Here is a 24,819-nt window from a genome sequence, read left to right on the forward strand (position 1 = left end):
ATGTTGACATGTCCGGCGTGCGCTGACACTCCGATTCTTGCGCTAGGGCGCGGGCGCGTCGCGCTGTACGACGGGCCATCCGTGCGTTCTCGCATGGGCCAGCAGGCGCGGATCCGGTTCGACCACGACGGGATGCGTGACCGCCTGCAGCAGCGGCAGATCGCTGTGGCTGTCCGAGTAGAACCACGATGCGTGATCGGAGAGTTGGCCCAGGCTGCGCTGCGCCAGCCAATCCTGCACGCGATCCAGTTTGTGCGCACCCCAGCATGGCGCGCCGAGGACGCCCACGGCGGACGGGCCGGCGTCACCCGACACGCTGCCGGATTCCGTCGCCAGCAGGGCGTCCATGCCGAACAGCGCCGAGAACGCGCTCGCCACCAGCCGAGCTGTGGCCGTGACGAGGACGCACAGGTGCCCAGCTTGCCGGTGTGATGCCACGATCTGCAGGGCCCACGGGCTCACGCGGGGGGCCATGGCCTGTGCAAAGTCAACCTGCCAGGCCTGCAGGGTTTCAGGCGAGAGCCCGCTGAGGGGTGCCACCAGCAGGTTGTGGAGGTCGTGCAGCGTCGCCTGGCCGCGCACATAGGCATGGCAGCAGGCGAGGTAGCGCGCGTGGGTCTGCGGTGGCAGGCGGCCTGCCGCTTCATGGAAGGCGCACCACGCCATGCCGCTGTCGAACCCGATGAGGGTGTGATCGAGGTCGAACAGCGCGAGGCCTGTGGCTGCCATCCTCGTGCGGCTCAGAGCGGGCACGCTGCCGCAGTTGCCGGCGTGGGCTGCGACGTGTCATGCGGTGTCTGCTGGACCACGCCGGTCAGGAAGCGGGCCTTCAGCTGGCATTCCGCGTACTCGGACTCGGCCTCGCTGTCGAGCACGATGCCGCTGCCCACGCCCATCTCGATGGCATGCCGGCCTTCGGCATCGGGGGCCGACACGCAGACAGTCCGGATGGCGACCGACAGGCAGCAGGCCCAGCTGTCCGCATCGGTGCCGGTGGCATCGACCCAGCCGATGCTGCCGGTGTAGAGGCCGCGTGGCGTGTCTTCCAGCTGCTGGATCAGTTGCATGGTGTGGCGCTTGGGCGCGCCCGTGATGGAGCCACACGGAAAGCTGGCGCGCAGGAGGTCCGGGAAGCTGAGGTGCTCGCGCAGGCGGGCCGTGATCGTCGATGTCATCTGCCAGACCGCCCCGTGTGGCGCCACGGCAAACAGCTCGGGCACCTTCACGGTCCCGGTCTGAGCCAGGCGGCCCAGGTCGTTGCGCAGCAGGTCGACGATCATCAGGTTCTCGGCCCGGTTCTTTGCGTCGTGCCGGAGCCAATGGGCCTGGGCCTGGTCGACGGAGGGGTCGGCCGAGCGCGGGGCGGTGCCCTTCATCGGCCGGGCCGTGAGGGTGCCCTGGTTTTGTTCGATGAACAGCTCTGGCGAGCACGACAGCACCCATGCCGGACGTCCCGGCGCAGGTGGCAGGGCGATGAGCGCGCCGTAGGGCACGGGCTGGCGGGCGCGCAGCAGGCGATACAGGGCCACTGGCGAGCCGGTCAGCTCGCCCCGCAGGCGGTGTGTGTGGTTGACCTGATAGGTCTCACCGGCACGGATCGCATCGTGGATGCGCGCGATGGCCCGGGCGTATGCCTGAGGGCCGAGCGTGGGCGTCAAGGGGCTCAGCCGGGGCGCCCCGCCGTGTGCCGCGGTGAACCCGGGCGGAGAAGCAAGCCAGGCATCGACCTCGTCGCGGCTCAGGTGGTGCAGCCGCGCAAACATCAGCACGCGCAAGGCGGGGGATGTGGCTTGCTGTTCGGCGGAGGCTGGGGGGCGGGGCGGCAGGCCGACCAGGGCCAGCCCCCATTCGTAGTCGGCCAGCACGACGGCATGCAGGCCGGCCTGCTGATCCCGCTGCACGTCCTGCCAGAGGGCGTCCAGCGTGGCTGCGTTCTCGCAGCGGTGCTCCCGCACGAAGCCGGTGTACAGGCGGCTGCAGGGCTGACCCGGGGTCGCCGTGCAGTCGTCCAGCAGCGCGAAGGGCTCGGCGGGGCCGTGCATGACGCTGGCCTCAGCTCCAGTCGTCCATGTCGTGACGGACGGTGTGGCGCTTGGCGATCAGCTCGTCCACCGAGGGCTCGTTGGCCAGGGCCCGGCGGATCGCCAGCTTGGTGGCCTCGTAGTTGGTGCGGTACATGTCGCGCTTGCTGAGTTGCGGGTCCTGCGCGCACCGCGTGTCGATCCACACCAGGCTGATGATGCACAGCTCGTTGACCAGGTCACGCGGGATGACGCCCTCGCTCACCAGGTCGACCACGGCATCGGCCGTGGCGGACTGCACCACGCCCCCGAACAGTTCGATGTTGGCGCTGTCCTTGAGGGTGACCTTGGGCACCATGATGGTGGCCGGGCGGACCAGCTGGTTGCAGGCCCGGATGGCGAACATCGCGGTGTGCCCCTTGGTCTGCGCCATCATGTTGGCAAAGGCCTGGCCGACGGGGCCACTGGTGCGGCCGATCAGGACTTCGGGCATGGCGTCGGTGAACTGGCCTTCGGCTGCGAACACGGTGGCTTCGCCGGCGTGGAAGAGGTAGTCAGGCTGGGTCATGGTTTGAAGTGGTTTCAGGAAATTGAATGAAGGCACTGCGCGGGGTCAACCGAGCACGAAGACGTCGCCGATGCCACTGACGGAGAGGTCACCGGTTCGGCGTGCAGGCGCGTGCCGAGGCAGGTCGACGGCCTGGGGAACGAGCCCGGCAGCCAACGGGGCAAGATGACGGGCCAGCAGTTGCCAGGCCACGCGAACGTCGGCGGGGTTGGGCGCAAACGTGGGGCCCAGGTCAGGGGCGGGGCCCGCGAAGACCAGGGAGCCGCGGCGCATGCCCCAGGCAGGGTGGGCACCGGTGCGGCCCCCCACCAGCACGGTGCCGGCCACCATGCGGGAGGCCAGGTGATCGCCGGTGTCACCGCAGACCACCAGGGTGCCGCGCCGCATCCGGTCGGCCAGCCGGGCGCCGGCATGGCCGCGCACGATGAAGGTGCCGCCACGCATGCCGTCCAGGCTGCCGACCTGGGCACCGGCTGCGTGGTCCCGCACGTTGCCGTGGACCTCGAGCCGTCCACCGGCCATCTCGCAGCCGGTCAGGTCCCGGGCATGTCCTTCGATGACAAGCTGGCCCCCTCGCATGCCGGCACCCGCCAGATCACCCACTGACCCTGTGATGACGATGCGGCCGTCCGTCAGCCCCTGGCCGATGCGATGGAAGCGGCTGAAGTCGCCGTCGAGCGTGAGCGTGTCCGGCATGTCGGTCGCCGTGCTCACATGGCAGAAGTCGCCGACGGTGGCCGCATCGCGCCCATGCCGCAGCGGCAGGTGGCTGACCTCGGTGGCGCTCAGGCCGCGCAGCCGCTCGGGGTGCAGCGTGTGCAGGTCGATCGAGAGCGCGGGCTGCGTGTGCAGCCGAAGCAGGTGGCCGCTCATGCGTGCGCTCCTTCGGGCAGCAGATCCCGCAGATGGAAGTGGTAGGGGCCCAGCTTGCCGCCGTAGTTGCCGGCGGACACGCGCAGCAGGCCGGCCACCGGAGGCTGGCTGCCGTGACCTGTCACGGCCGCGATGCCGGCGCGCATGGCCGCGGCCACGTCGGCTTCGCTCAGGCCGTCGATCACGATTTCAAGCACGCTGCCCACCTCGGGCGTCAGCGCGGAGCGCGGGCTCACATGGAGGAGGCTGGGGCAGAAGGCGTCATTGGTCGAGGCGCTCAGGGCCTTGTACTTGCTGCCGACCTTCGAACCGGAGCGCACCACCCCGCCTGGAAAGGGCAGAATCACGTTGGGAACCTGACGCATGGCGTCGGCCGCCGCCACGGCAGCAGCCAGCGCGCTGTCGGTGTCCCGGGCCAGCAGCAGCAGGTTGCCGCCCCCCACGCCTTTGACCACCGGGGTGCTTTCCTGGGCGACGAACTCGCCGTCCATCACGGGCACCCGCCAGTAGCGCACGCCATCGATCACCTTGGACTGCTGCCAGCCGTCGCCGAAGAAGCGCAGGTTCTTGCCCAGCGGCATGGCCTCGCCTTCGGGCAGCCCGGCATACACCGCGGTGCTGGGGCACGTGAGCACGCACTGACCCACGCGCCGTTCGATCTGCTTGGCCAGTTCCTTGCCGGACATCGAGAAGAACAACAGGGCAACGCCCGGGCGGCCGTCCGGCGTGGTGTCGGGCGACAGCTCGCGCTCGATCCCGGCTTCGCAGCCACAGGCGATCACGGAGGTGGCAAAGCCCGTGGCGGCGGTGCCCGCATGGCGCGCCCATTCGAGCGTGTGGGCGGTGACGATCAGTCGCGTGGCCTTCATCGGAAAGGCCTCTGCAAAGCTGTCGTCGATGGCGATCCCTTGGAGATGCATGGGGCTCAGGCGGCAAGAGAGGAGGTTGGAAAGCAGGCCGTGGGCAACAGGCGTCCGCCGCGACCGCAGCTGCACAGCTCGTCGTGGCCGATGACCGCATGAGCGGGGTTCACCGTCAGATGCCGCCGCGCATAGGACTGCAGCGTCTTGCCGATGGACGGATCGAAGTCGGGCTCGGCAAAGTGCACGCCGCCGGTCGGCGTGGCGACGATCTCGCCGGCTTGGGCCACCAGCAGGCCATCCTTGAAGACGTAGGCCGGTGTGGTGAACATGGCCTCGATGTCATCCTGGACCCGGTAGACCGCGACGTCGGCCGCAGCGCCAGCGCCCAGGTGGCCCTTGTCCGTCAGACCGAGCAAACGGGCCGGTCCCGCACGGGTCAGGATGGCGATCTCGTACAGCGTCAGCTCGCGGCGGATCTCGCACAGCGGGGCGTGGGCGGCGACATCCGGGTGCAGCCGCGCCAGCTGTTCATCGCGGAAGGCCTTGTCCATCAGCAGGCGGATGAGGTGCGGGTAGCTGCCGAAGGGCCCGCCGTTGGGGTGGTCGGTGGTCAGCACCACGCGCCACGGGTCATCGATCAGCAGGAACAGCTCGAGCCCGATGCTCCACTGCAGCGCGTTGACGTAGCTCTTCTCTCGGTACTGGAAGGGCACCACGCCGCAGCCTGCGTCGCACTCGATGTCGGCGCCGCCGAACTTGCGGGGCGAGCCGGCGGGGGCGTTGGCCCATTGCCGCATGGTGTCGCCCGAGATGGTGACCGTCTGCCCGAACATGACCTGGCCCACGTCCACCGAAATGTTGGCGTGGCGGTTGACTGCCTCGGCCAGCTCGACCGCCGCCGACGAGAACTTGTGCGGCCCTTCCTTGCCATAGCTGTGGAACTGCACATGCGTCAGGTGGGCGGGCAGGCCTTCCAGCGCCTCGATGGTGCTCATGGTCGATGCGATGTTTCCCGGCACACCGAGGTTGCTGGTGTGGATGTGCAGCGGGTGCGGGATGCCCAGGTCCTGCAGGCAACGCGCGAGCGTCTGCAGGATCTGGCGCGGCGTGACGGACCAGTGTGTGTGAGCCTCGTCGACATCGAGCCGGCGCTGGTTGAACTTGAAGGCGGAGATGCCGCCCGGGTTCACCACCTTCACACCGAGTGCCTTGGTGGCATGGATGGTCCAGGCCATGTAGTCCCGGATGCGTTCGATGGGCTGCTGCCGGGCCATCATGTCGAGCAGCAGCTCGTCATTGCCGAGCATCACATAGGCCCCGTGGTCGAGGATGGGCACATCGCCCATCTCGAGGTGGGTGTGGCGGGCGTTGCTCGCGGCCATGGCGGGCTCGAACGCGCTGGTGTAGCCCATCTTCACATAGCTGTAGCCCGTCTGCAGTGTGCCGGGGGCGCAGTGCCCGCACGAGGCCAGCTCCAGCGGGTTGAGCGGCAAGGGGACGGGATCGAAGCCACGGCGATGGTCTTCCGGCAGCATCAGGCGCGCCAGGTTCATCTTGCCGCCGGCGATGTGCGTGTGCATGTCGATGCCACCGGCCATGACGATGCAGCCGGTGACGTCGATCGTCTGGTCGACGGCTTCGTGGGCGGGCAGGTCCACGATGCGGCCGTCACGCAGGACGAGGTCGCGCACCACGCCGTCGATGCCGTGGGTCGGGTCGTACAGACGGCCGCCCTGGAGTCGGATGGTGCTCATGCCGGGGCTCCGGTGTGTGCCTGAAGGCGTTGCAGCAGGCCCTCGACCACCTCGGCCACCGTGGGCAGGGACGAGGGCCGGATGGGCCGCAGGGGCAGCACGACGCCGCCGTCGGCACGAAAGAGGTGGCCGCTAGCCTCGATGCCGGGCGTGGCCACTGGAATGAAGACGACGTCGCCTTCGGGACGGACCAGGCCGGGTCGCCCCAGGATGATCTGCGGCAGGCTGGTGTCGGGTGGGATCAGGCCCGGCTGAAAGCTGGCGACCCACAGCAGCAGGTCCACCTCGCCCTGAGCGAGCAGGCGGCTGCCGGCCAGCCGGACCGGATCGTGGGTCAGCCCGGCCGGGCGGTGCTCGGTGCGCAATGGCAGGCCGGAGAGCCACGTCCATGCCTGGTTGACGGCGTAGGCGCCCTCGCTGCCACCGAGGCTCAGCGTGGTGGCCCGGCCTTGCACATTGAGCTCGGCCACCAGCCGGTAGAGGGCTTCGCCCACCAGTTCGCCGTGCGGGCCGGCCATGCCGGGTTCCCATACGAACACCGGATAGCGGGCTGCGCGCAGCCGATCGACCAAGGGCTGCCAGGCCGCCACCCGTGCATCGGCAGCGACATGCCCCCGGACGCAGGCGGCCAGCTCCGACAGCGTCCGGGCCAGCGGCGCCCCGACGGCCTGCGCTTCGCCGCGTACGTGCTCACCCTGTGGCAGGGCCGGGTCCACGTCGGTCCCCAGGTAGACCACATGGCGCCGGGGCAGATCGGTGCGGCCGATGCCGCATCGCTCGTAGAACAGCGGATAACGCGCCGCCGGCTGCGTGCCCACACACACCAGCAGATCGCAGCGGTTCAGGACCTCGGACAGGGTCGTGTAGAAGGTGCCCTTGTCCTGCTGGGCACGCACGGCGTTGTGCAGCGCCTGCCCGTGCGCGTGGTCGGCGACCGCATGGGTGCTCGCCGCCAGACGGTACAGGGCGCGGGCCCCGGCCACATCGGTGGCCAGCCCGCCGAGCAGCGGACGGCGTGACTGGCTCAGCCATTGAGCTGCAACGTCCAGCGCTTCGGCCACGGAGGCGCGTGTTCCATTGACCCATGCCTGGGTTGCCTCGGGGTTGTCTGCCGGCAGCAGGTGCGCCAGTGCCCCGTCGGCCCGTGGGCAGCTGGCCCCGCGCAGGCGAGGCGGGTCGGCCAGGTCGACCTGGGCGTGGTCACACAGCAGGGCGCAGTAGGGGCACGTCCAAGGAGGTGTTTCCGCAGCCGGGGTGGCGTGGCTGCTGTCGGAAAGGGCGTTCATGTGGCGGCATGAACGCAATGCACATGCCATGCGGCGCGCCAGGGATCGACCCCGCACGCACGATCAAGGCGTGGCAGGGGTGGGACAGTCTGTCCTGCGGGCGCGGCTCAGCGGTGCAGGCAAAGTGTGTCGCCGTCGGTGTCAGGGCATCGCCAGACAACGTCAGCGGGGCGATGGCATGAATTCTGTTTGGTCGATGGCATGTCCTGGTCTGCGCCGCCACCCGCTTGCCCCGTCCGCTGCTGCTGTCAGCTGGCGGGTGGAAGCCGCCGCTGGTGCAGTGCGCTGGCCACCAGCCACCCATGGGCGCCGGCCTGGGCGGCCGCGTTCAGGTCGGCGTCATCACGGATGCCGCCGGCCCCCAGCACGTGGGCGTCGGGCGCATGCGACCGGATCTGCCGGATCAGGCCGAGGTCGGGGCCCGCTTCGGCGCCGACCTGGTCGAGGTTCATGGCAATCACCCGCTCGGGCCAGTCCTGCGGAGACGACCAGCAGGCGGCAGGGTCGATCGGCTGGCCATGGCGATGGTCCAGCGACAGCGCGCAGGCCGGATGGCGCGCGAGACAGCCGCGCAGGGCCTCGAGCGAAGACAGGGACTCGCTGCCCAGCACCGCCACCAGTTGCTGGGGCGAGGGCGCGAAGCAAGCCAGCAGGGCGTCCAGGTCATCCGGGCGCCGGATGCCGGCATCGACCCACAGGCAGATGTCGGGCAGGGCGGTTCTCAGGCGCGCCAGCACGGCGGTTTGCAGTCCCTTGCCCTGCAGTGCATCGAGGTCGGCCAGGTACAGCTGGCGGGCGCCGGTGTACCGGAGCAGCGCCTGCGTCACCCCGATCGGGTCATCGCCGGGGCACAGGTCGGAACGCACGGACTGGTACTGGTCGCGTGCGCCGCGGCGGGCGTGGACCACGCGCCCCTCTTTCACATCCATCACCGGGATCACGTTCATACCATGAGGCCTTTGTCAGTGTTGGTGTACGAACACCTCAGCGCGGGAGCGGAAGGCGATCAAGCCGAGCTGTTGTCCGTGGGGCGGGACATGCGCACGGCCATGGTGTCGTCCCTGGCGGCGCTTCCGGGCGTCACAGTGTCGCATGTGGCGGCGCCGTGGGAGGACGGTGGCGTGCGCGCCCGGCCCGGGGAGTCGGCGCCCGCGCTGCTCTCGCGGCTGGCCGTGGGCCATGACCTGATCTGGGCGGTGGCGCCCGAGGCCGAGGGCCTGCTGGCGGCGTGCTGTGCGAGCGTGCCGGCTGCGCGCTGGATGGGCTGTGACCCGGATGCCATCCGGGTGGCCACGAGCAAGAGCCTGACGCTCGCCGCCCTGGAGGCGGTGGGCGTGCTGACGCCGCTGGACCCGGCGGTGCGCCAGGCGGCCCGGGCGTGGGTCGTGAAGCCCGATGACGGTGCCGGGGCGCTGGCCACACAACGGTTCCAACGTGAAGAAGAGGCCCGGATGGCCTGGGCCGACCGCGACGCCCGCGGGCTGACCAGCACCCTCGAGCCCTGGGTGGACGGCCTGCCGATGAGCCTGTCTCTGGTGGTGGGCGCATCGGGCACGACGCTGGTCAGCGTCAACCAGCTGCACATGCACGTGGCCCCCGACGGCCACGTGAGCATGGCGGGCCTCACACGCAATGTGATCGGGGAGGGGGATCCGGCACGGGCCCGGCTTGCGCGGCTGGCACGACAGGTGGTGGCGGCCATACCGGGTCTGAAGGGCTTTGTCGGCATCGATTACGTGGACCACCCTGTGTTCGGGCCCGTGGTGATCGAGGTCAACCCTCGTGTGACCTGGGCGTTTGCCGGCCTGTCGGAGGCGACCGGCCTGAGCCTGGGCGCCATGCTGCTCGATGTCTTTGCGCCAGAGGGACGACCTGTGCCGGAGAAGGCGCATGCGTGAGCGCGACGGAACCAGCGAAGGCACGCCGTATGTCGGCTGGGACATCGGCGGGGCGCACGTCAAGGCCTGTCGCGTGGCGCGAGGCCGCGTGCAGGCGGTGCGGCAGTGGGCCTGTCCGCTGTGGCAGGGTCTGGACCAGCTCGATGCGGTGCTGCAGGCCGCGCAGCAGCACTGGCCCGACATGGCCCGTGTGCACCATGCGGTCACCATGAGCGGGGAAATGGTCGATGCCTTCGCCCACCGAGAAGATGGCGTGATGGCCATTGCACAGCGCATGGCTGCGCTGCCAGGCCAGAGTCTTCGGTTCTATGCCGGCGAGGCGGGCTGGCCTGCGCTCGAGACGCTGCACCCTGCGTGGCAGGCGGTGGCCTCGGCCAACTGGCTGGCCACCGCCGCCGTGGCAGCGCGTGCCGTGGGCAGCGGGCTGCTGGTCGACATCGGCAGCACGACGACCGACATCATCGCCCTGCAGGGTGGCGATGTGCGAGCCCTGGGGCGGACGGATGCCAGCCGGCTGGCCACGGGTGAGCTGGTTTACCTGGGCGTGGCGCGCACGCCGGTGTGTGTGCTGGCCCGCCAGGTGCCCTTCGCGGGGTTGCTGCGCAATGTGATGAACGAGTTCTTCGCGACCACGGCCGATGTGTACCGCCTGACTGGCGAACTGCAGGCTGTGCATGACCAGTACCCGGCGGCCGATGGGGGCGCGAAGGACCTGGATGGCAGCTGCCAGCGGCTGGCGCGCCTGATCGGGCTGGACGGGCGAGACGCCGATCTGCCCGCCTGGCGGGCGCTGGCCCACACCTGGCGGCAGGCGCAGCTGGACTGGACGGCCGAACAGGTGAACCGCGTGTCCCGACAGGCCGGGTTGCCGGCCGATGCGCCGCTGGTGGCGGCAGGGTGCGGACAGTTTCTGGTGGAAGCGCTGGGCCGGATGATGAACCGCCCTGTGCATCGCCTGAACACCTTGGCGTTCTCGATGGCCTCGGATGCCACGCCGGACACGGCCACCTGGGCCGATGTGTGTGCGCCGAGCGTGGCGGTGGCCTGTCTGTGCGCGCAGGAGGATGCCGCATGTGGGTCGTGAAGCTGGGCGGCAGCCTGGCCGAGGGCGAACGCCTGCCCGAGTGGCTGGCCTTGCTCGCGACCGTGGGTCGGGGGCGCGTGGTCGTCGTGCCCGGCGGCGGGCGCTTTGCAGACGAGGTGCGCACGGCCCAGCGGCATTGGCAGTTCGATGACGTGGCCGCGCACAACATGGCCGTGCTGGCCATGGCCCAGACCGCGATGATGATGCGCAGCCTCGTGGGCACGCTCGAGCCGGTGCTCTCGACAGCCGATGTGCGCCGGGTGCTGCGCCGTGGGGGCACCGCCTTGTGGATGCCGATGCAGGCCTTGCGTGACCAGCCCGACGAACTCACCAGCTGGGAAGTGACCTCCGACAGCCTGGCGCTGTGGCTGGCACGCCAGCTCAATGCCGAGCGCCTGACGCTGGTGAAATCGTGCGCCGTCGAGCCCCGATGGGATGTCGCGGAATGGGCTGCACGGGGCATCGTGGATGCTGCCTTCGAACCCATGGCCCGCCACGCAGGCCTGGCGATCGATGTCCTGTCCAGCGATCAGGTCGAGACGCTGCGCAGCTGGCTCACCGGGACGCCCATCGGCACGTCGATGGCGTGAGGCCGCCGCTTGCGCGACAGGCCCCATGTGGCCGCCTGGGCCATCAGCGCCCGGGCGAGATCGGTCTGCAGGCCCTGCGCCCGGTCTCCGATGCACACGGCGCTGCGGAAGCCGACATAGTCTGGAGACAGCGCGGCCAGGTCTGCAAGGTGCCGGAAGCGCAGCGCCCCGGCCAGGCCCGCGCCCTGACCATGGCGATGACAGGCTGAGACGAAGTCCCGCAGCTCGGCCTGCGCCAGCACATCGAACAGGCTGCCCCGGTCCTTGCGGGCCGTGTCCAGCATCAGGGCGGGAAAGCGTGCGCGGTGGGCGCGGTCCAGCAGCAGCGGGTCCAGGCCATCGTCGGCCAGGAACACCGGAATGATGGCGCAGGGCAGGGGCGCGAGGGCATCGATCACGGCAGCGGCTTCCGGGCCGGACGTGATCCCGACCTTGACGATGTCCACCCCGGTTGCTGCCACGGCCTGCACGCGGGCCAGGATGGTGTCGAGCTTGGTCATGGGCACGTCGCCGATGGTGGCGCTGAGCGGACCATGGTGGCCGCGACCGCGCAGGCCGGTGACCACCTCACGGATGAGGGCACAGGGCAGGCCGCCCAGCGCCCCGTCGGCGGGCTCCTTCAGGTCGATCAGGTCCACGCCTGCCGCCTGCGCCCGGCATGCTTCGTCCAGATTGCGCACACTCACCAGCACGCCGTGGAGGGGGGAATTCATGCGGTCGCTCCATTCAGGTTGGACGGGGAGTCCGGTTGCAGGGCGTGGCGGGCCACGGCCTCGCACAGCCATTGCCATGCTTCGCGCTCCTGCGGGCCGGCGGTCTTGTCGATGGCCACCTGCAGTGGACGCATCTCGTTCTGAATCTGGTGCAGGGGCAGCAGGTGCAGGCGGCTTACCAGCACCGCACCTTCGATGACCGCGGCCTGCGCCCGGTTGAATCCGAGGAAAGGGGCATGGTCCTGTGCCTGCACCACCGACAGGGTCAGCACGGGGCGTTGCGCATCCGGCTGCACGTCGGTCAGTTGCAGGGCAAGGTGCCGCAGCGCACAGGCGAGGCGCACCCCCGCCACGCCGTTCAACGGCACGGTGGGCCAGGTGCGGCGGCCGGTCACGCAGCCGGCAAACACCCGGGTGTCCGTCAGCACATTGAGCACGGCCGTCCCCCGGTTCAGGATGTGATCCAGCGTGCGGGACGGCTTGAAGGGCAGCAGGCGCACGGACGGCGCATCGCCTGCCAGATAGCGCACGCCCATGGGGGCCAGGTGTGGTGTGCCCTGCGGGTCCAGCGTGCTCACCACGGCTTCGAAGATCTGGTCGTTCATGCACGCTCCCGGGCCGGTGGGGCGCAACGGTGTGCGCCATCCTGAGCCGCGTCGACCGCGCATCCCCAGCTCAGTGGTTGATCCTGAACATGCCGCTTGCCCAGCTGAAAGGCCACCTGCGCCCGTGCCAGTTCCACGCCCATGTAGAAGGCATGAGAGGCGTCGTGCTCCAGGCCCAGCGTGGGCCACAGTGCGAAGGGGTCTTGTCCCAGGCGGTGCCCGTCGCGGTTGTAAACGTGGATGCCTTGCTCGGAGACCTGCACGCGGAAGTTCGGGTCGCGCACGGCCGCGGCGGTCTGCTCGATCTCGGCGGGGCTGTCGGGGAAGGGGTGCTTGGCGTGCACGGTCATCAGGGCGTCGCTCAGCCCCTTGGGCAGCATGTGCATCTGGTGGGCAGCGTGGTGGATGCGCCGGGCCCAGTCGGCCTCGCGGATGGCACGGCGCGCATGGCCGCTGACCTGCGTGGTCAGGATGGCGGCGATGTCGAGTTCGGCCGCGATGCCCAGCAGCACCGCATTGATGCCGCTCGTGTCCGCCTCCAGCAGCTCCGTGAGGTTGCCCACGCCCATCAGGATGTCGATGTCCGGATGGCGTGCCCGCAGCCCGTGGTAGCGCACCACGGATTCGGTGAAGCCGAAGGGCAGAGGGTCGAGGATGGGGTCGGCCAGGAAGGGCCGGCCTCGGGCCTGCATGCCGGCAATCGCCTCGTCCAGCGAGGCCGTGTCCGTCGGGGTGCGCGGAATCAGCACCGGCACCGAAGCCACCTCGTCGGCCACCCACAGCGTGTCGATGTTGAGGCTCAGCAGGTAGTCGGCTCCGGCCCGGCCGCCCCGCAGCAGCTCCTGGGGGTCGGGGGTGTCCACGCTCACCGTGTGGCCCTCGCGCTTCAGCGCCCGCACGGCGTCTTCCAGGTGCGGGAAGGGCGTGGCCGGCAGACAGCCGAGGTCGATCACATCGGCCCCTTCGGACCGGTGTTGCCGCGCGCGGGCGAGGATGCCTGCGACATCGAGGCGGGGGGCGTCCACGATCTCGGCAAAGATGCGCGTGCGGTACTGCGTGAGGTCGACCGGCTGCTGCGCACGCTTGAAAAAGCGGGGCAGGTCCTTGAGCTCTTCCGGGCCCCGCTCCACCGGGATGCCGTAGTGGGCGCTCAAGGTGGCGACGTCGCCCATGCAGCGCCCGGGCACGATCATCCGATCGGCCTGGACGGGCGCCGGCACACGGCGGCGGATCATGTCCGCCGTCATCAGGGCGGCCACCTGCAGGCCGATGTCGCGGATCTCCCAGGTGAAGGGCGTCGGGGCCAGGCCGTGCAGCACGCGTTCCAGCGCAGGGTGCGCCAGGTGCCCCGTCAGAAAGACGATGTGTTCCATGTATCGGACACCTTGTTGCGCCGGGCGGCCAGGGCCGCTTCGAGTTCGGGGATGTTGCACACGACCTGGCAGTGGTCCAGTTCCCGCAGGCGCGCAACATGATCGAGTTCGATGCGCCGGGGCCGCAGGGTCACCCAGTCATGCGGTGCGCGGGTGACCACGACGGGCTCGGTGTCACAGGCGAAGACGATGCTCAGGATGCCCAGCTTGCCTGCCTGGGCCAGCATGTTGGTGGGCAGCGTGTCGGAGATCCCGAGCGCGCATTTCGCCACGGTGTTGCTGGTGGCCGGGGCGATGACGACGGTGTGGTAGACGCCGGCATACAGCTGGCCCACCGGGATGGCGCTGGCGCTCTTGTCGCGGAAGACCTTGAAGTCGGCGCGCAGGGCATCGAGCGTGTGGCCGTACTGGGGCAGGACCTCTTCTGCCGCGGCGGACAGAAAGAGGTCCACATCGGGCAGGCTTCTGGCCAGCGCCAGGGACTCGACCAGGCCATGGCCCGAGCCGGTGATGGCCCAGGCGATGCGGCTGCCAGCGAGGGGGGAAGGGCAGGGGGCATTCATGGCGTGGTCAGGGGCATGCAACTTGCAGAACGGGGTGTGTTCTCGCCTGCAAGTGCACAAGCCGTGCCAGCCGGGCAAACCCCTCAGTTGGATCGGTGGCCACCTGGCGACCACAAGGAGCACCCCATGACCAGCCTCGAGCTGCTGCACGTCGGACAACTGCCCCGGCATGCGAACCCCGTCCCCGGCGAAGCGCTGGACATCATCTTCATCGAGGGCCTCGTGGCCGACACCGTGATCGGCATCCACGATGACGAGCTGGAAGTCACGCAGCCGGTCCGCATCGACCTGCAGGCGGGCCTGCCCCGCTCCCATGCCTGCGCGACGGACCGCATCCACGACACGATCGACTACAGCGTGGTGCGGGGCCGGGTGCTGCGCCTGCTGGCGGAGCACGGCGTGCAGCTGCTCGAGGCTCTGGCCGAGGACGTGGCCCGGATCCTGGTGATGGAGTTCGGCGCGGTGTGGACGCGGGTGGCGGTGGCCAAGCCCCGCAAGTTCGATGATGTGGTGGCGGTGGGCGTCGTCATCGAACGCCGCGCGGGTGACTTTGCGCCGCCCCGGGCTCGCATCAAGAGCCCGGACGTTCGCCCGGTCTCAGCCTGATCAGTCCGGCATGGCCCCGACCAGGGCCATGGCCGCCTCGGCCCAATCGGGCTCGGTCAGGGCCGCCACCAGCAGGGTCGCCACCGTGAGGTCAGCGCTGGTGCCGGGGTTCAGTCCCCGGGCCTTGAGTGCGCTGTCCCAGTCCTGCCATGCGAGCAGGCCGTCGAACCCCACGCCGCTGTGGCCCCTGGCCAGCCAGGGGCGGGCCTCGGTCATGATCTGCTGTGCGGTGGCCTCGCCGTGCTTGCGCGCCACATGCGAATCGGGCCAGTGGCTCAGTGCATGCAGAAAGGTCATCTGCACGCTGTGAACGAGTGCGGCTCGGGCCCCATCCCGCCCTGGCGGGCTGCTTTCCATGCGCTGTCGCCAGGCGGAGCGCAAGGTGTTCAGCAGCGGGTGGAACACATCGTCATGCGCCTGCATGTACTGCATGGCAACGCGGTCCCGCGGGGCGGCGAGCGCCATGGCGTCGCGCAGGGTGACGGTGGGGGGCGCGTGCACATCCTGATCGGGCACCTTGCCCAGGCCGCCCGGTGCAGCCAGGGCAATGGCGCGGAAGGCCGCTGCCGCGTCGTCGCGGGTCAGGGCGTGCAGCACGCCTTCGGTGGCCTGCTGCCAGGGCCCGGTCGCCACCGGCTCATCGGGGGCCGCCTCCAGTGCAGCGGCCAGCGGGGCGGTCAGCAACACGATGCCCAGGTTGGTGTTGCAGCCTGCCACGGCGCGCGTGGCTGACACGGCTTGCTCGATGCGGGCGCCGACCGTCGCGCCCGGTTGGAACAAGGCCGGCCCGGCCACCCGGGCGCTGTCCAGAAAGTGTCGGGCCGCCATGCCGTGACCGGGGCTCGCCAGGCTGACGTTGCCCGGCTTGCGCACCGCCACGTCCAGACAGCAGGCCAGCCGGAAGGCCACTTCGGCGCGGGCCTTCATGGGCGGTGCCGCGCGATGCGGATGGCCGGACCGTGCTGCGCCATCTTGCGGTCGATCAGGTCGTTGACGATCAGCGGCGCCAGAGGCTGGTCCATCACCTGCTGCAGCCCCTGCCAGGCTGCCACCCCATTGACCTCCAGCACCTGCAGGTCCGTCGGGCCGTGCGGACCGAGGCGCGCGGCCATGAGGTCGACGCCGGCATAGTCCAGCCCCAGGGCGGCCGTGGCACGCTCGGCCAGCTCCGCCAGTTCGGGCGTCAGCGGCTGGCGTTCGGCCCGTGCCCCCTGGGCGATGTTGTGCACCCAGTGCCGGCTGACGCGCCGCATGGCGCCGACCGCCTGTCCGCCGATGACGAGCACGCGCCAGTCGAAGCCGGGCTCGCTGACCGGTGGCAGGTAGCGTTGCAGATAGGCCATGCCGCCATACAGCGGCGTGGCCAGCGGTGGCAGAGCCTGATAGGCGCCGTTGACCCACCCGGCCAGTGCCAGGCCCTTGCCCTGCGAGCCGAACAGCGGCTTGACCACCACGGCCCGGCCGGCAGCGGCTTCCCGCACCACGATGCGCTCGGCCTCTGCGGGCGACTCGGTGGCCCAGGTGGGCGGGGTTGGAATGCCTGCGGCATGCAGGCGGACGCTGGTGGCAGACTTGTCGACGCTGTGCTCGATGGCGCGGGGGCTGTTGTAGACCGGCACGCCCAGGTCGTTCAAGGCGTGCAGCACGCCGAGCCGCTTGGTGACCTGCTCGAAGGTGCCACCGGCCACGGCACGCACGATGACGGCCTGGGGCAGGGCATGGTCGAAGCCGGGCAACTGCAGTCCATGCCAGGAGGCGGTGGTGTCGATGCGGCAGGCCGACAGGTCCACGCAGTGACCCACCATGCCGCGGGCCTGCAGCGCGTCCTGCAGGCGTCGGCAATGCCAGCCCACCGTGTCGGTCATGATGGCGATGCGGTTTGTCACGCTCACTCCTTGAGCCACTGCTGTCTCAGCAGGCCCATGTCGCACTGGCCGGCATGGAAGGTGTGGCCACTCTGCTGGTTGCTGACCCAGACTTCCGCTGGGGCGAACAGGGCCGGGTCGATCTTGTAGAAGTCGAAGCCGGCCGCCTCGAACACGTCGGCGAAGGAGCGCCCGTATGCCGGCGAGTTGGATGAAGGCAGGGCCATGGCGAGTTGACGGGCTTCGTCGTCGTCGCAGCGCACCGTGAGGTGAACCTGCCCACCGTACAGGATGGCGTCGTTGGTGCGCCCCATGGCCTGAAGGCCGTCGGGGCTGGGGACAGGCAGCGGGGCCATGGCGCGGCCATGCACGATGTTCTCCAGCGGGAAGTGCAGTTCGTGGGCCTTGTGCAAGGCCACTTCCAGGGCCCGCGCCACCACCTGGGTGGTTCCGGCCGGGCTGGTGGTGGGGGTGACGATCAGCGTCAGCCCATCGGCCGGCAGGTGGCAGTCGGCCAGAATCTTGTCGATCACCACCGTGGGCGGAACCCTGTCCACCTCCAGCACGAGCACGCCCCGGTCGGCGCGGTCCTGGTAGCGCAGTTCGTCGAACAGCGCCTCTTTGCCAGCCAGAGCCCGTGCCGGACCCGACCCCAGGGCGAAGAAGCGCTTGCCTCCGGTTTCTTCCTTCGAAGCCGACAGGCTCCAGCCCGCGTACTGGCTGCCCAGGCACGCCAGCACGGGATGGGCGCTGTCGATCTCGACCCAGGTGGGCCAGCCGGCCTGAGGCAAATGCCGGAGCTGGATCTGGCCCAGGTTCGCCATGCAGATCCGGGCCACCAGCAGCCCCGCGTCGAGGCTGCCCGGCACGGCGAGCCCCGCGTCCACCAGGCGGGTGCCGCGGTCATTGACGTGGACCGACAGGCCCAGGGTGTCGGCCTCGTCCAGCAACTGGTCGACCAGCGGCTCGGCGAGGCGGTTGAGGCTGAGGTGTTCAGGCGTGAGGGGCAGGGCTGACATGGAAGGGTCCTGTGGAGGGCAGTGTGGCCAGATGTCTCTGGAGCGTGTCGCGGCGGGCGGACAGCCGGGCGCGCACCTCGGCCGGGTGGCTTCCCTGCGCACTCAGCGTGCACAGCGGCATGTGGGCCGTCAGGCGGGTGCCGGGCTCCGGGATGTCGTGCACCCAGGGCCGCTGCAGCAGGGCGTCGTGCACCGCCGTTGTGATCTGAAGCGGGCGCGAGGTGAAAAGCGTGGTGAGGCCCGAAGGGGTGAGCGGCGTCTGCAGCGCGGGCAGCGGCTGAGCCAGGCTGGCCGCGACATGGGCGCTCATCAGCGGGCCTGCCTCGGCGTAGACGGGCCAGGTGGCCGTGGGGCGGGCGTTGACTTCGAGCAGGCGGATCGATTCGCCATCAAGGAGAAAGTCCAGGCTGCACAGCCCTCTGAGGCCGAAGTGGTGGGTGAGGGCCTGGAGGGCGTGGCGCAGCGCGTGATCCACCGACGTGGGCAGGCTGACCGGACCGATGGCGCCCTGGTACAGCCAGGGGCAGGGCGCCTCGCCCAGTTGTCCCGGTCGGCTGTCCTGAAGGTTGTGGCCCAGGCACACGGTGCCCGCGGCATGCGCCAGAAACAAGGTCGACATGGCCTGACCCGGGTGCCAGCGCTGCCAGTACCGGCCCGGTGCCGGTGTGTCTTGCTCTGAAGCAGGTCGCACATGGCTGCCCCCGCATGCGTGCAGGCTCTTGCACAGCCAGCCGCGTGGCTGCGCGGGCGGCTGCAGCCGGCTTTCCGGGCAAGGCAGGGCCAGGTCCTGCAGCGCGGTGAACCAGCACAGCGGGTCACGCAGGCGCTGCAGCGCGGCAGGGGGCGTGCCGATCAGGGGCAGCGGTGTGTCCGCCAACCAGCGAGACAGTCCTTCGAAGCCGCTGCCCGCCACCCACCCGATGACCTCCGCATCGGCGGCGAACTGCGCCAGGGCTCGGCGGGTGCGCTCCGGTGACACGCCCATGCCGTCGGGCTGGCCGATCGCATGCCACGCAGCGGCGCATCGGCGGGTGTCGGTGTCGCCAAAGGCATCGAGGGCAACCACGTCCCAGCCGTCCTGGCTGGCCGCTTCGGCCATGATGCGGGCGCTCAGCCCGGCGACGATCAGCGTGGCCACCGTGCGGTCTTCAGGCTGCCACCAGCCCGAGGTGCTGGCAGGCCACCCGGTGCGCGTCTTCGAAGCTCAGGCACTGCGGCGTGCTGGCCTCGCGCATCCGGCGGAGCAACTGCTGCTGCACCTGGTACTTCACGTTGCCGATGGCCAGTGCGCCGATGCCCACCGCCTGCCCGCCGCCCAGGGCCACCCCGTCGTCCAGCGGGCCGAGGCCTTCGATGCCGGAGGGGGGGACGGCGTTGAGGTCCGCCGCAATCAGAACGCTGGGGGCCTGCTGCAGTTGCGTGAGCGACAGCACCCGCACGCCTGCGGCGGCCGTGGCCAGAACCACGTCACACTGCTGCAGTGCCGAGAGCACGTCCTCCGGATGCTGGCCCGAGCAGGCCTGCAGCGACACATTGAAGCGCGAGCCGGTGGCCCGCGCGGCCTGGCCAGCATGGGCCTGCCCCGTGTGGCTCGACAGGGTGACCGTCGCGCCTTCGCGTGCGGCTAGCACCGCGGCGATCCGACCGACCGCGCCTGTGCCGCCCAGAACCAGCACCCGCAGCCCGGCGAGCGAGCGCTCATGCCGACGACGCAGGTGGTGCTGCACGCTGGCCACCATGGCCGCCGCCGTGGTGTAGGCCCCGCTGGGGTCGGCGCACACCGAAACCACGAACGGCGGCACCATGGCCTTCTGCGCGGCCTCCAGCATGTCGGCGGCCAGGAGCACATCCCGTCCCCCAATGAAAAGACCGGTGCGGCTGACGCCCTTGGGCCCGCGCGAGAAGATGGCGTCGTGGGTCAGGCCGACGACCATCGGCAGCTCGACGCCGGTGTAGGGCATCAGCACCTGGTAGCCGGCGTCGACCGCCATGTTGACGTCGAACGGGCTGACGCGGGCCTCGGGCGTGAAGAGGTGGAGGATGAAGGGCTTTTCCATGGTCGGCGCCAGGTGGTTCAGTCAGAGTGAGGAAGCCAGTGCACATCGGCGCCGCGGTTGCGGGCCGACACCCACTGGAGTGCGATTGCGTCGGAGATGAGACCTTGCTGCGCGGCCCACGCCACGGCTTCCTGGCCGCGGGCCAGCGAGGGGAAGATGGCAAAGCCGGTGGGTCCCCACGAGCTCTGGCCGATGGCGGCGCCGTGCTGGCGTTCCAGTGCGTCCAACAGGGGGGCGACGTGCGGGCTGGCCCAGACGCGGCCCTCCTGTGCCGGGGCGAAATGCCCGCCCAGCAGGCGCTGGATGGCGCTGACCCCCTGCGCAAAGGCGGCAAAGTCGGACTCGCTCACCGCAGGCAGCACCTGCATGAGTGCACGGTGGCAGATGGCCGCAGCGTGTTCACGCGGCAAAGGGGGCAGGCTGGCGATGGCCTGTCGCTCGGCCTCGCCGGACAGTCCCCGCGAGGCGGGCTCCTTGATCAGCAGCACGGGCCAGTCCTCGGGGAACGCAAGGCGGCACAGCAGGGGCGCCGCGTGGCGTCCCGGGCCGCCATCCAGCAGCAGCCCGCCCTGCTCGAACGAGGCAATCCCGATGCCGGACCGCAGACCGCGGCCCGTGGCGCACGCCAGTTCCGCGGCACTGCGCGCGTGTCCTTCCAGCCTGGCCACCGCATGGGCAATGGCCAGGGCCATCTGCGTGCCCGAGCCGAAGCCCTGGTGCTCGGGCAGCAGGTGCTGCAGCCGCAGCGCCACGGGTCGGCTGTCCGGCAGGGCCTGGCGTGTGCGCAGGAGGAAGCTCAGGGCGCGAGCGCCTTCTGCCTCGGGCACGCCCGGGGCCAGCGACACGCTGTCGCGGTCGGCATGGCGTGCCTCGATCACGGTGGCCAGCCCGTTGATGGTCAGCCCCAGGCTGCCGAAGCGCCGTCCCAGCGACGCACCCGGGTCGAGAAAGCCCAGATGGAGACGGGCCGGTGCCTGCACCTGCACGACCTGCGCCGATGCCACAGGCCGATCGGACAGGGCGGCGAGCGAGGGGCGGGCAGGCAGGGCGGTGAGCGCGTTCACGTCGTGAGCCGGTCGGTGGAGAGATGACGCTCACATAGCAAAGCCCGGGCCGCGCGGTGTGCCCGCAGGGGATTCAGCCGTTCGGGGATGCACCCCGGGCCCGCCGCCGCGCTCCGGGGCGACACAGTGTCGCGACCCCAGGACACAGTGTGTGGCGCGGCCCCGGGGCACTGTGCCGGACAGGCCACTACCACCAAAGCGGTACCCCCTCCCGACAATTTCCTCCGGCAAGGCGGATCTCCACAATGAATCCATCTGATCTGGATACCAACGAGGACACGCAATGCAACGGAACTCCGTGCTCAATGAGCGCCATCGTCAACTTGGCTCGAAGCTGGACGGCGACACCTGGAACAACATGCCGATCCCATGGAGCTACAACCGCGACGCCCATGAGGAGGTGATCGCCACCCGCACCCGCGCTGCGCTGTACGACGTGTCCGCCCTGAACATCGTTCAGGTCAGCGGCCCGGATGCCGAAGCGGTGCTGGACCAGATGCTGGCCATCGACATCACCCGCCTGAAGCCGGGCACGGCGCGTCTGTCGGCCGAGGTCAATGAAAGCGGCGCGCTGGTCGACGACATCATGGTGATGCGCGATGCAGCCGATCGCTTCCGCGTGTCGCATGGCAGCGGCGCCACACCGCAGACCCTGGCTCGCCTGGCCGAAGGCAAGCAGGTGGAGATCGTGTCCGACCAGGACGTTCACATCCTGTCGCTGCAAGGCCCGCTGTCGCGTGATGTGCTGGCCCCCCATGTGGCCGGCGACCTGACCGGGCTGCCCTACTTCAACCACTTCCCCACGACCATCTTCGGCAAGCAGGTGATCATCGGCCGCGGCGGCTACTCGGGCGAGCTGGGCTACGAGGTGTACTGCAGCCGCGCCGACGCCGTCTTCCTGTGGGACAGCATCCTGGAAGCAGGCAAGCCCTTCGGCGTGATCCCGGCGTCGTGGAACGCCCTGGAGCTGACCCGCGTGGAAGGCGGCCTGCTGTTCTTCCCGTTCGAGATGCCGGAAGGCGACACCACGCCGTGGGAAGTCAACATGGACTGGGCCGTCGACCTCGACAAGAAGGCCGACTTCATCGGCAAGCAGGCCCTGGCTCACCTCAAGGGCCGCGAGCGTGTGAAGCAGGCCGGTCTGCATGTGGACCACCACGCCGCTGTGGAAGCGGGCGCGCCCATCTTCGACGGGTCGCAGCAGGTCGGTGTCGTGACCACCGCCAGCTACAGCCGCCTGCTGATGCAGTCGCTGGCCATGGTGCACCTCAAGCCCACCCACCTGAAGCTGGGCACCAGCCTGACCGTGCGCAGCCAATCGGGCGACTTCAAGGCCACCGTGGTCCGCACGCCGTTCTACGACCCCCGTCGCCTGCGCACCCATCCCGAAAAGCTGGCCTGATCTCCAACCTTCTGCCCTTACCGGGTCACAGCATGTACAGCACCCCCGTCTACAAGCCCTTGCAGTGGGATCCATCCGGTCTCCGGCACATCCTGCTGGTCGAAGCCGCGCACGCGGGCCAGATCTCCCGGCTGCTGGACGATCTGCCTTCGGCCCTGTCGGTGATCGTCGTCGGACGTTCGCCGGAAGGCGCAGAGCTCGACCTTCGGGTCAGCGTGCCCTGCGCCGTGGCCTCGGACCTGGAGGCGGGCCTGGACGTGCTGTCGGCCGAGCTGGAGCGCGCCAGCATGGGCTGTCGCCTGTACCTGCTGGGCAACGAACACCTGGTCTGGGAGGCCTCGCGCCGTGCCGCCAAGGCCGGACTGGGCGAGGCCGAGATCCAGCGTGAGCGTGCGGGGGCGCCGGCTCGGCCCATGTTCTGCGTGCACTGCCGCACCACCACGCCGGATGTCACGGCGACCGTTGCCCCTTGCAGCGGATGCGGCCGCACGCTGTTCGTGCGTGATCACTTCTCCCGTCAGCTGGGCGCCTACATGGCCTTCCAGATCGATGCCGAGGAACCCGGGCTCATCCCCGAAGCGGAGCCATTTCAGTCATGAACGAGTCGTCCTTTCACGTGGTCATCGATGCCGTCCGGGATGTGGCATCGGGCATTCGCGAATTCACCTTCCGCCGTGCGGACGGGCAGCCCTTCCCGCTGTACTCGGCTGGCAGCCATGTGGTCGTCAGCGTGCCGGCAGGCGAGCGTCCGCGCCGCAACCCCTACTCCCTGCTGGGCGACCCCAACGAGCGCATGAGCTGGCGCATCGCCGTGCGCCGGCAGGAGCCCTCGCGGGGTGGTTCGGCCTGGCTGCATGAACAGGCTCGCGTGGGGGATCGCCTCGACATCACCGCGCCGATGAACCTGTTCCCGCTGATCAGCACGGCCCGCAGCCACCTGCTCGTGGCCGGTGGCATCGGGGTCACACCGATCCTGTCCCAGGCCCGCGAGCTGGCCCGACGCGGGGCCGATTTCGAGGTGCATTACGCCTGGCGCTCGCCGGCGCACGCGGCTTACGTCGCCGAGCTGGAGGCCCTGGCACCGGGCAAGGTGCACCACTACGATGAAAGCCAGGGCGTGCGCATCGATTTCAAGACGCTGTTTGCCGGTCGCCGCCTGGGCACGCATTTCTACATCTGTGGCCCGACCCCCATGGTGAGCGCCGCGATGGAGGGCGGGGCCGCCATGGGTTGGCCCGCCACCAACCTCCACAGCGAACGTTTCGCATCGGCCGAGCCGGGCGAGCCCTTTGATGTGCTGCTGGCCCGCAGCGGCCAGCGCATCACCGTGCCGGCCGACCTGTCCCTGCTCGAGGCGCTTGAGCAATGCGGTGCACCGGTCAACGCCTTGTGCCGCGGCGGCGCCTGCGGGCAGTGCGAGACCCCGGTGCTCTCGGCCGATGGCGAGCTGCTGCACCACGACGTCTACCTGAGCGATGCCGACAAGCAGGCCGGCAAGCTCGTCATGCCCTGTGTGTCGCGCTTCAAGGGCGCCTGCCTGACCCTGGACCTCTGAACTCAACCAAGGCCTCATCATGACCCTCGCCTTCGCCCAGGAATCGTTTCGGGACGACTACACGTTCAAGAATTCACCGGAGGCCATCCGGCGCTTCCCGCTGCCCTTCCCGCAGGACAGCTACATGTACTCGGTCAACATGGAGCCCCATGTGCCGGGCCCGGTGGGATCGGTGTACGAGCACGCGTTCGACATCGACGAGCACTATGTGGCCGAATGCCGGGACCGGGCGATCACCCTGGCGCGGGATCCGGGCCGCTGTGCCAGCCTGCCGCACATGATCGAGGCCGAGTGGGACACGCTGGAGCTGCTGATGACCTCGCTGGCGGCCGACTACCCGCAGCACTTCGCCCTGCTGCGCGACGGCAACCGCTGGGTGTGGACCAACCGGCCGCTCGGGCTGCGCCAGGACTTCATCTTCGGTGATGCCAGCACGCTGCCCCAGGGGCCGCTGGAGTACATCACCCGCCAGGTTCAGGGCGACTTCGTGGTGCTGGACCAGCGCGAAGGCACCCTCTTCGCCGATGCCGCGATGGTGACGTCCCAGGCCGACTGGTCGCTCAGCTTCGACGTCGGCATGAGCTTCCACCAATGGCATGCACCCGTTCCGCTGGCGCACGACATGGGCGTGTTCGACCGCGCGCTGAAGTACCTGATGATGCTGCAACAGGGGCGTCCGGTACGGCGTCTGAACTGGACGATGACGGTCAACCCGCGGCTGGACACCTCGCCCGAGACCTATCCGGAATGGGGGACCGACCGGACCTCCGTCACACCGGACAACGTCGGCAAGAAGGTGCACCTGCGCGTGGAGCTGCAGACCATGTTCCGCCTGCCCCGCAGCAACGGCATGCTTTTCAGCATCCGCTGCTACCTGGCCAGCCTGGAAGAGCTGTGCACCCAGCCGCGCTGGGGCGCCCGCCTGCACCGGGTGCTGGGCTCGCTGCCTGCACCCCTGGCCGAGTACAAGGGGCTCACCCGCTATCTGCCCACGGCGGTGACGTGGCTCTCGCAGTTCGATGACGGACGGGATCTGCGTCCGGGCACCCAGCCGGAGTGA

General features: G+C 69.8%; 26 protein-coding genes. 8 read left to right on the top strand and 18 right to left on the bottom strand.

Annotated features, from left to right (window positions below):
- Window positions 1-42: 42 nt before the first annotated feature.
- The 8 genes from Q0Z44_RS05050 to Q0Z44_RS05085 form a co-directional block, all read right to left on the bottom strand.
- Window positions 43-729 carry an HAD-IB family hydrolase gene (locus Q0Z44_RS05050; protein ID WP_298011056.1) on the bottom strand — a complete coding sequence of 229 codons (687 nt, stop codon included), beginning with the start codon at window positions 727-729 and terminating at the stop codon, window positions 43-45.
- An 11-nt stretch (window positions 730-740) separates the two neighbouring features.
- A complete protein-coding gene (gene pabB, locus Q0Z44_RS05055; RefSeq protein WP_298011057.1) occupies window positions 741-2,042 on the bottom strand; it encodes an aminodeoxychorismate synthase component I in 1,302 nt (433 codons plus the stop codon).
- A 10-nt stretch (window positions 2,043-2,052) separates the two neighbouring features.
- Complete coding sequence (gene fae / locus Q0Z44_RS05060; RefSeq protein ID WP_298011058.1) at window positions 2,053-2,589, bottom strand: formaldehyde-activating enzyme; 537 nt, start codon at window positions 2,587-2,589, stop codon at window positions 2,053-2,055.
- Window positions 2,590-2,634: 45 nt separating this feature from the next.
- Entirely contained in the window at window positions 2,635-3,462 is an 828-nt protein-coding gene (locus Q0Z44_RS05065; protein ID WP_298011059.1) for a formylmethanofuran dehydrogenase subunit C, read from the bottom strand.
- The gene (gene fhcD, locus Q0Z44_RS05070) at window positions 3,459-4,382 is read right to left on the bottom strand and encodes a formylmethanofuran--tetrahydromethanopterin N-formyltransferase (protein ID WP_109038759.1); all 924 of its coding nucleotides are present in this window, start codon (window positions 4,380-4,382) and stop codon (window positions 3,459-3,461) included. Before fhcD ends, Q0Z44_RS05065 begins: the two co-directional genes overlap by 4 nt.
- Before the next feature lie 5 nt (window positions 4,383-4,387).
- The gene (locus Q0Z44_RS05075; RefSeq protein ID WP_298011060.1) at window positions 4,388-6,079 is read right to left on the bottom strand and encodes a formylmethanofuran dehydrogenase subunit A; all 1,692 of its coding nucleotides are present in this window, start codon (window positions 6,077-6,079) and stop codon (window positions 4,388-4,390) included.
- The gene (locus Q0Z44_RS05080) at window positions 6,076-7,365 is read right to left on the bottom strand and encodes a formylmethanofuran dehydrogenase (protein ID WP_298011061.1); all 1,290 of its coding nucleotides are present in this window, start codon (window positions 7,363-7,365) and stop codon (window positions 6,076-6,078) included. The genes Q0Z44_RS05075 and Q0Z44_RS05080 overlap by 4 nt, the downstream gene beginning before the upstream one ends.
- Before the next feature lie 248 nt (window positions 7,366-7,613).
- Window positions 7,614-8,312: a HisA/HisF-related TIM barrel protein gene (locus Q0Z44_RS05085; RefSeq protein ID WP_298011062.1), complete on the bottom strand. Its 699-nt coding sequence runs from the start codon at window positions 8,310-8,312 to the stop codon at window positions 7,614-7,616.
- 3 nt (window positions 8,313-8,315) lie between these two features.
- On the opposite strand from Q0Z44_RS05085, the gene Q0Z44_RS05090 reads away from it, so the two are divergent.
- The 3 genes from Q0Z44_RS05090 to Q0Z44_RS05100 are packed head-to-tail and all read left to right on the top strand — an operon-like array spanning window position 8,316 to window position 10,937.
- Window positions 8,316-9,263 carry an ATP-grasp domain-containing protein gene (locus tag Q0Z44_RS05090; RefSeq protein WP_298011063.1) on the top strand — a complete coding sequence of 316 codons (948 nt, stop codon included), beginning with the start codon at window positions 8,316-8,318 and terminating at the stop codon, window positions 9,261-9,263.
- Entirely contained in the window at window positions 9,256-10,347 is a 1,092-nt protein-coding gene (locus tag Q0Z44_RS05095) for a hydantoinase/oxoprolinase family protein (protein WP_298011064.1), read from the top strand. Before Q0Z44_RS05090 ends, Q0Z44_RS05095 begins: the two co-directional genes overlap by 8 nt.
- Window positions 10,335-10,937, top strand: coding sequence for an aspartate kinase (locus Q0Z44_RS05100; RefSeq protein WP_298011065.1), 603 nt, complete (start codon window positions 10,335-10,337; stop codon window positions 10,935-10,937). The genes Q0Z44_RS05095 and Q0Z44_RS05100 overlap by 13 nt, the downstream gene beginning before the upstream one ends.
- Here Q0Z44_RS05100 and Q0Z44_RS05105 read toward each other — a convergent pair.
- The 4 genes from Q0Z44_RS05105 to Q0Z44_RS05120 are packed head-to-tail and all read right to left on the bottom strand — an operon-like array spanning window position 10,877 to window position 14,191.
- A complete protein-coding gene (locus Q0Z44_RS05105) occupies window positions 10,877-11,650 on the bottom strand; it encodes a (5-formylfuran-3-yl)methyl phosphate synthase (protein ID WP_298011066.1) in 774 nt (257 codons plus the stop codon). The two genes, Q0Z44_RS05100 and Q0Z44_RS05105, sit on opposite strands and share 61 nt — an antisense overlap.
- A complete protein-coding gene (locus tag Q0Z44_RS05110) occupies window positions 11,647-12,255 on the bottom strand; it encodes a DUF447 domain-containing protein (protein WP_298011067.1) in 609 nt (202 codons plus the stop codon). The genes Q0Z44_RS05105 and Q0Z44_RS05110 overlap by 4 nt, the downstream gene beginning before the upstream one ends.
- Complete coding sequence (locus Q0Z44_RS05115) at window positions 12,252-13,628, bottom strand: DUF6513 domain-containing protein (RefSeq protein ID WP_298011068.1); 1,377 nt, start codon at window positions 13,626-13,628, stop codon at window positions 12,252-12,254. Before Q0Z44_RS05115 ends, Q0Z44_RS05110 begins: the two co-directional genes overlap by 4 nt.
- Window positions 13,607-14,191, bottom strand: coding sequence for a flavoprotein (locus Q0Z44_RS05120; RefSeq protein WP_109038769.1), 585 nt, complete (start codon window positions 14,189-14,191; stop codon window positions 13,607-13,609). Before Q0Z44_RS05120 ends, Q0Z44_RS05115 begins: the two co-directional genes overlap by 22 nt.
- Before the next feature lie 126 nt (window positions 14,192-14,317).
- On the opposite strand from Q0Z44_RS05120, the gene Q0Z44_RS05125 reads away from it, so the two are divergent.
- Window positions 14,318-14,797 (top strand): dihydroneopterin aldolase, encoded by a 480-nt coding sequence (locus Q0Z44_RS05125; protein ID WP_298011069.1) that lies wholly within the window; start codon window positions 14,318-14,320, stop codon window positions 14,795-14,797.
- Here Q0Z44_RS05125 and Q0Z44_RS05130 read toward each other — a convergent pair whose 3' ends face one another.
- From Q0Z44_RS05130 to Q0Z44_RS05155, 6 genes are read right to left on the bottom strand one after another with little or no spacing between them, the layout of a single operon-like run.
- Window positions 14,798-15,724: a triphosphoribosyl-dephospho-CoA synthase gene (locus Q0Z44_RS05130; RefSeq protein ID WP_298011070.1), complete on the bottom strand. Its 927-nt coding sequence runs from the start codon at window positions 15,722-15,724 to the stop codon at window positions 14,798-14,800. It abuts the gene before it with no gap.
- Window positions 15,721-16,662, bottom strand: a complete 942-nt coding sequence (locus Q0Z44_RS05135; protein WP_298011108.1) for a RimK family alpha-L-glutamate ligase — start codon at window positions 16,660-16,662, stop codon at window positions 15,721-15,723. Before Q0Z44_RS05135 ends, Q0Z44_RS05130 begins: the two co-directional genes overlap by 4 nt.
- A gap of 23 nt (window positions 16,663-16,685) precedes the next feature.
- The gene (mch, locus tag Q0Z44_RS05140; protein WP_298011071.1) at window positions 16,686-17,681 is read right to left on the bottom strand and encodes a methenyltetrahydromethanopterin cyclohydrolase; all 996 of its coding nucleotides are present in this window, start codon (window positions 17,679-17,681) and stop codon (window positions 16,686-16,688) included.
- Window positions 17,656-18,819 carry an ATP-grasp domain-containing protein gene (locus Q0Z44_RS05145; RefSeq protein WP_298011072.1) on the bottom strand — a complete coding sequence of 388 codons (1,164 nt, stop codon included), beginning with the start codon at window positions 18,817-18,819 and terminating at the stop codon, window positions 17,656-17,658. Before Q0Z44_RS05145 ends, mch begins: the two co-directional genes overlap by 26 nt.
- Before the next feature lie 10 nt (window positions 18,820-18,829).
- Window positions 18,830-19,738, bottom strand: coding sequence for an NAD(P)-dependent methylenetetrahydromethanopterin dehydrogenase (locus Q0Z44_RS05150; protein ID WP_298011073.1), 909 nt, complete (start codon window positions 19,736-19,738; stop codon window positions 18,830-18,832).
- A gap of 17 nt (window positions 19,739-19,755) precedes the next feature.
- Window positions 19,756-20,802 (bottom strand): beta-ribofuranosylaminobenzene 5'-phosphate synthase family protein, encoded by a 1,047-nt coding sequence (locus Q0Z44_RS05155; protein WP_298011074.1) that lies wholly within the window; start codon window positions 20,800-20,802, stop codon window positions 19,756-19,758.
- Window positions 20,803-21,085: 283 nt separating this feature from the next.
- On the opposite strand from Q0Z44_RS05155, the gene Q0Z44_RS05160 reads away from it, so the two are divergent.
- Genes Q0Z44_RS05160 through Q0Z44_RS05175 form a run of 4 tightly spaced genes read left to right on the top strand, consistent with a single transcriptional unit; the run spans window position 21,086 to window position 24,819 of the window.
- Window positions 21,086-22,204 (top strand): aminomethyltransferase family protein, encoded by a 1,119-nt coding sequence (locus tag Q0Z44_RS05160; RefSeq protein WP_298011075.1) that lies wholly within the window; start codon window positions 21,086-21,088, stop codon window positions 22,202-22,204.
- Between the two features lie 32 nt (window positions 22,205-22,236).
- Window positions 22,237-22,803 (top strand): dimethylamine monooxygenase subunit DmmA family protein, encoded by a 567-nt coding sequence (locus Q0Z44_RS05165; RefSeq protein WP_109038487.1) that lies wholly within the window; start codon window positions 22,237-22,239, stop codon window positions 22,801-22,803.
- Complete coding sequence (locus tag Q0Z44_RS05170) at window positions 22,800-23,759, top strand: PDR/VanB family oxidoreductase (protein WP_294638153.1); 960 nt, start codon at window positions 22,800-22,802, stop codon at window positions 23,757-23,759. The genes Q0Z44_RS05165 and Q0Z44_RS05170 overlap by 4 nt, the downstream gene beginning before the upstream one ends.
- Before the next feature lie 19 nt (window positions 23,760-23,778).
- Complete coding sequence (locus Q0Z44_RS05175; protein WP_298011076.1) at window positions 23,779-24,819, top strand: DUF3445 domain-containing protein; 1,041 nt, start codon at window positions 23,779-23,781, stop codon at window positions 24,817-24,819.

Origin of the sequence: uncultured Aquabacterium sp., from assembly GCF_947366995.1 — a bacterium.
Classification (GTDB): Bacteria; Pseudomonadota; Gammaproteobacteria; order Burkholderiales; family Burkholderiaceae_C; genus Aquabacterium.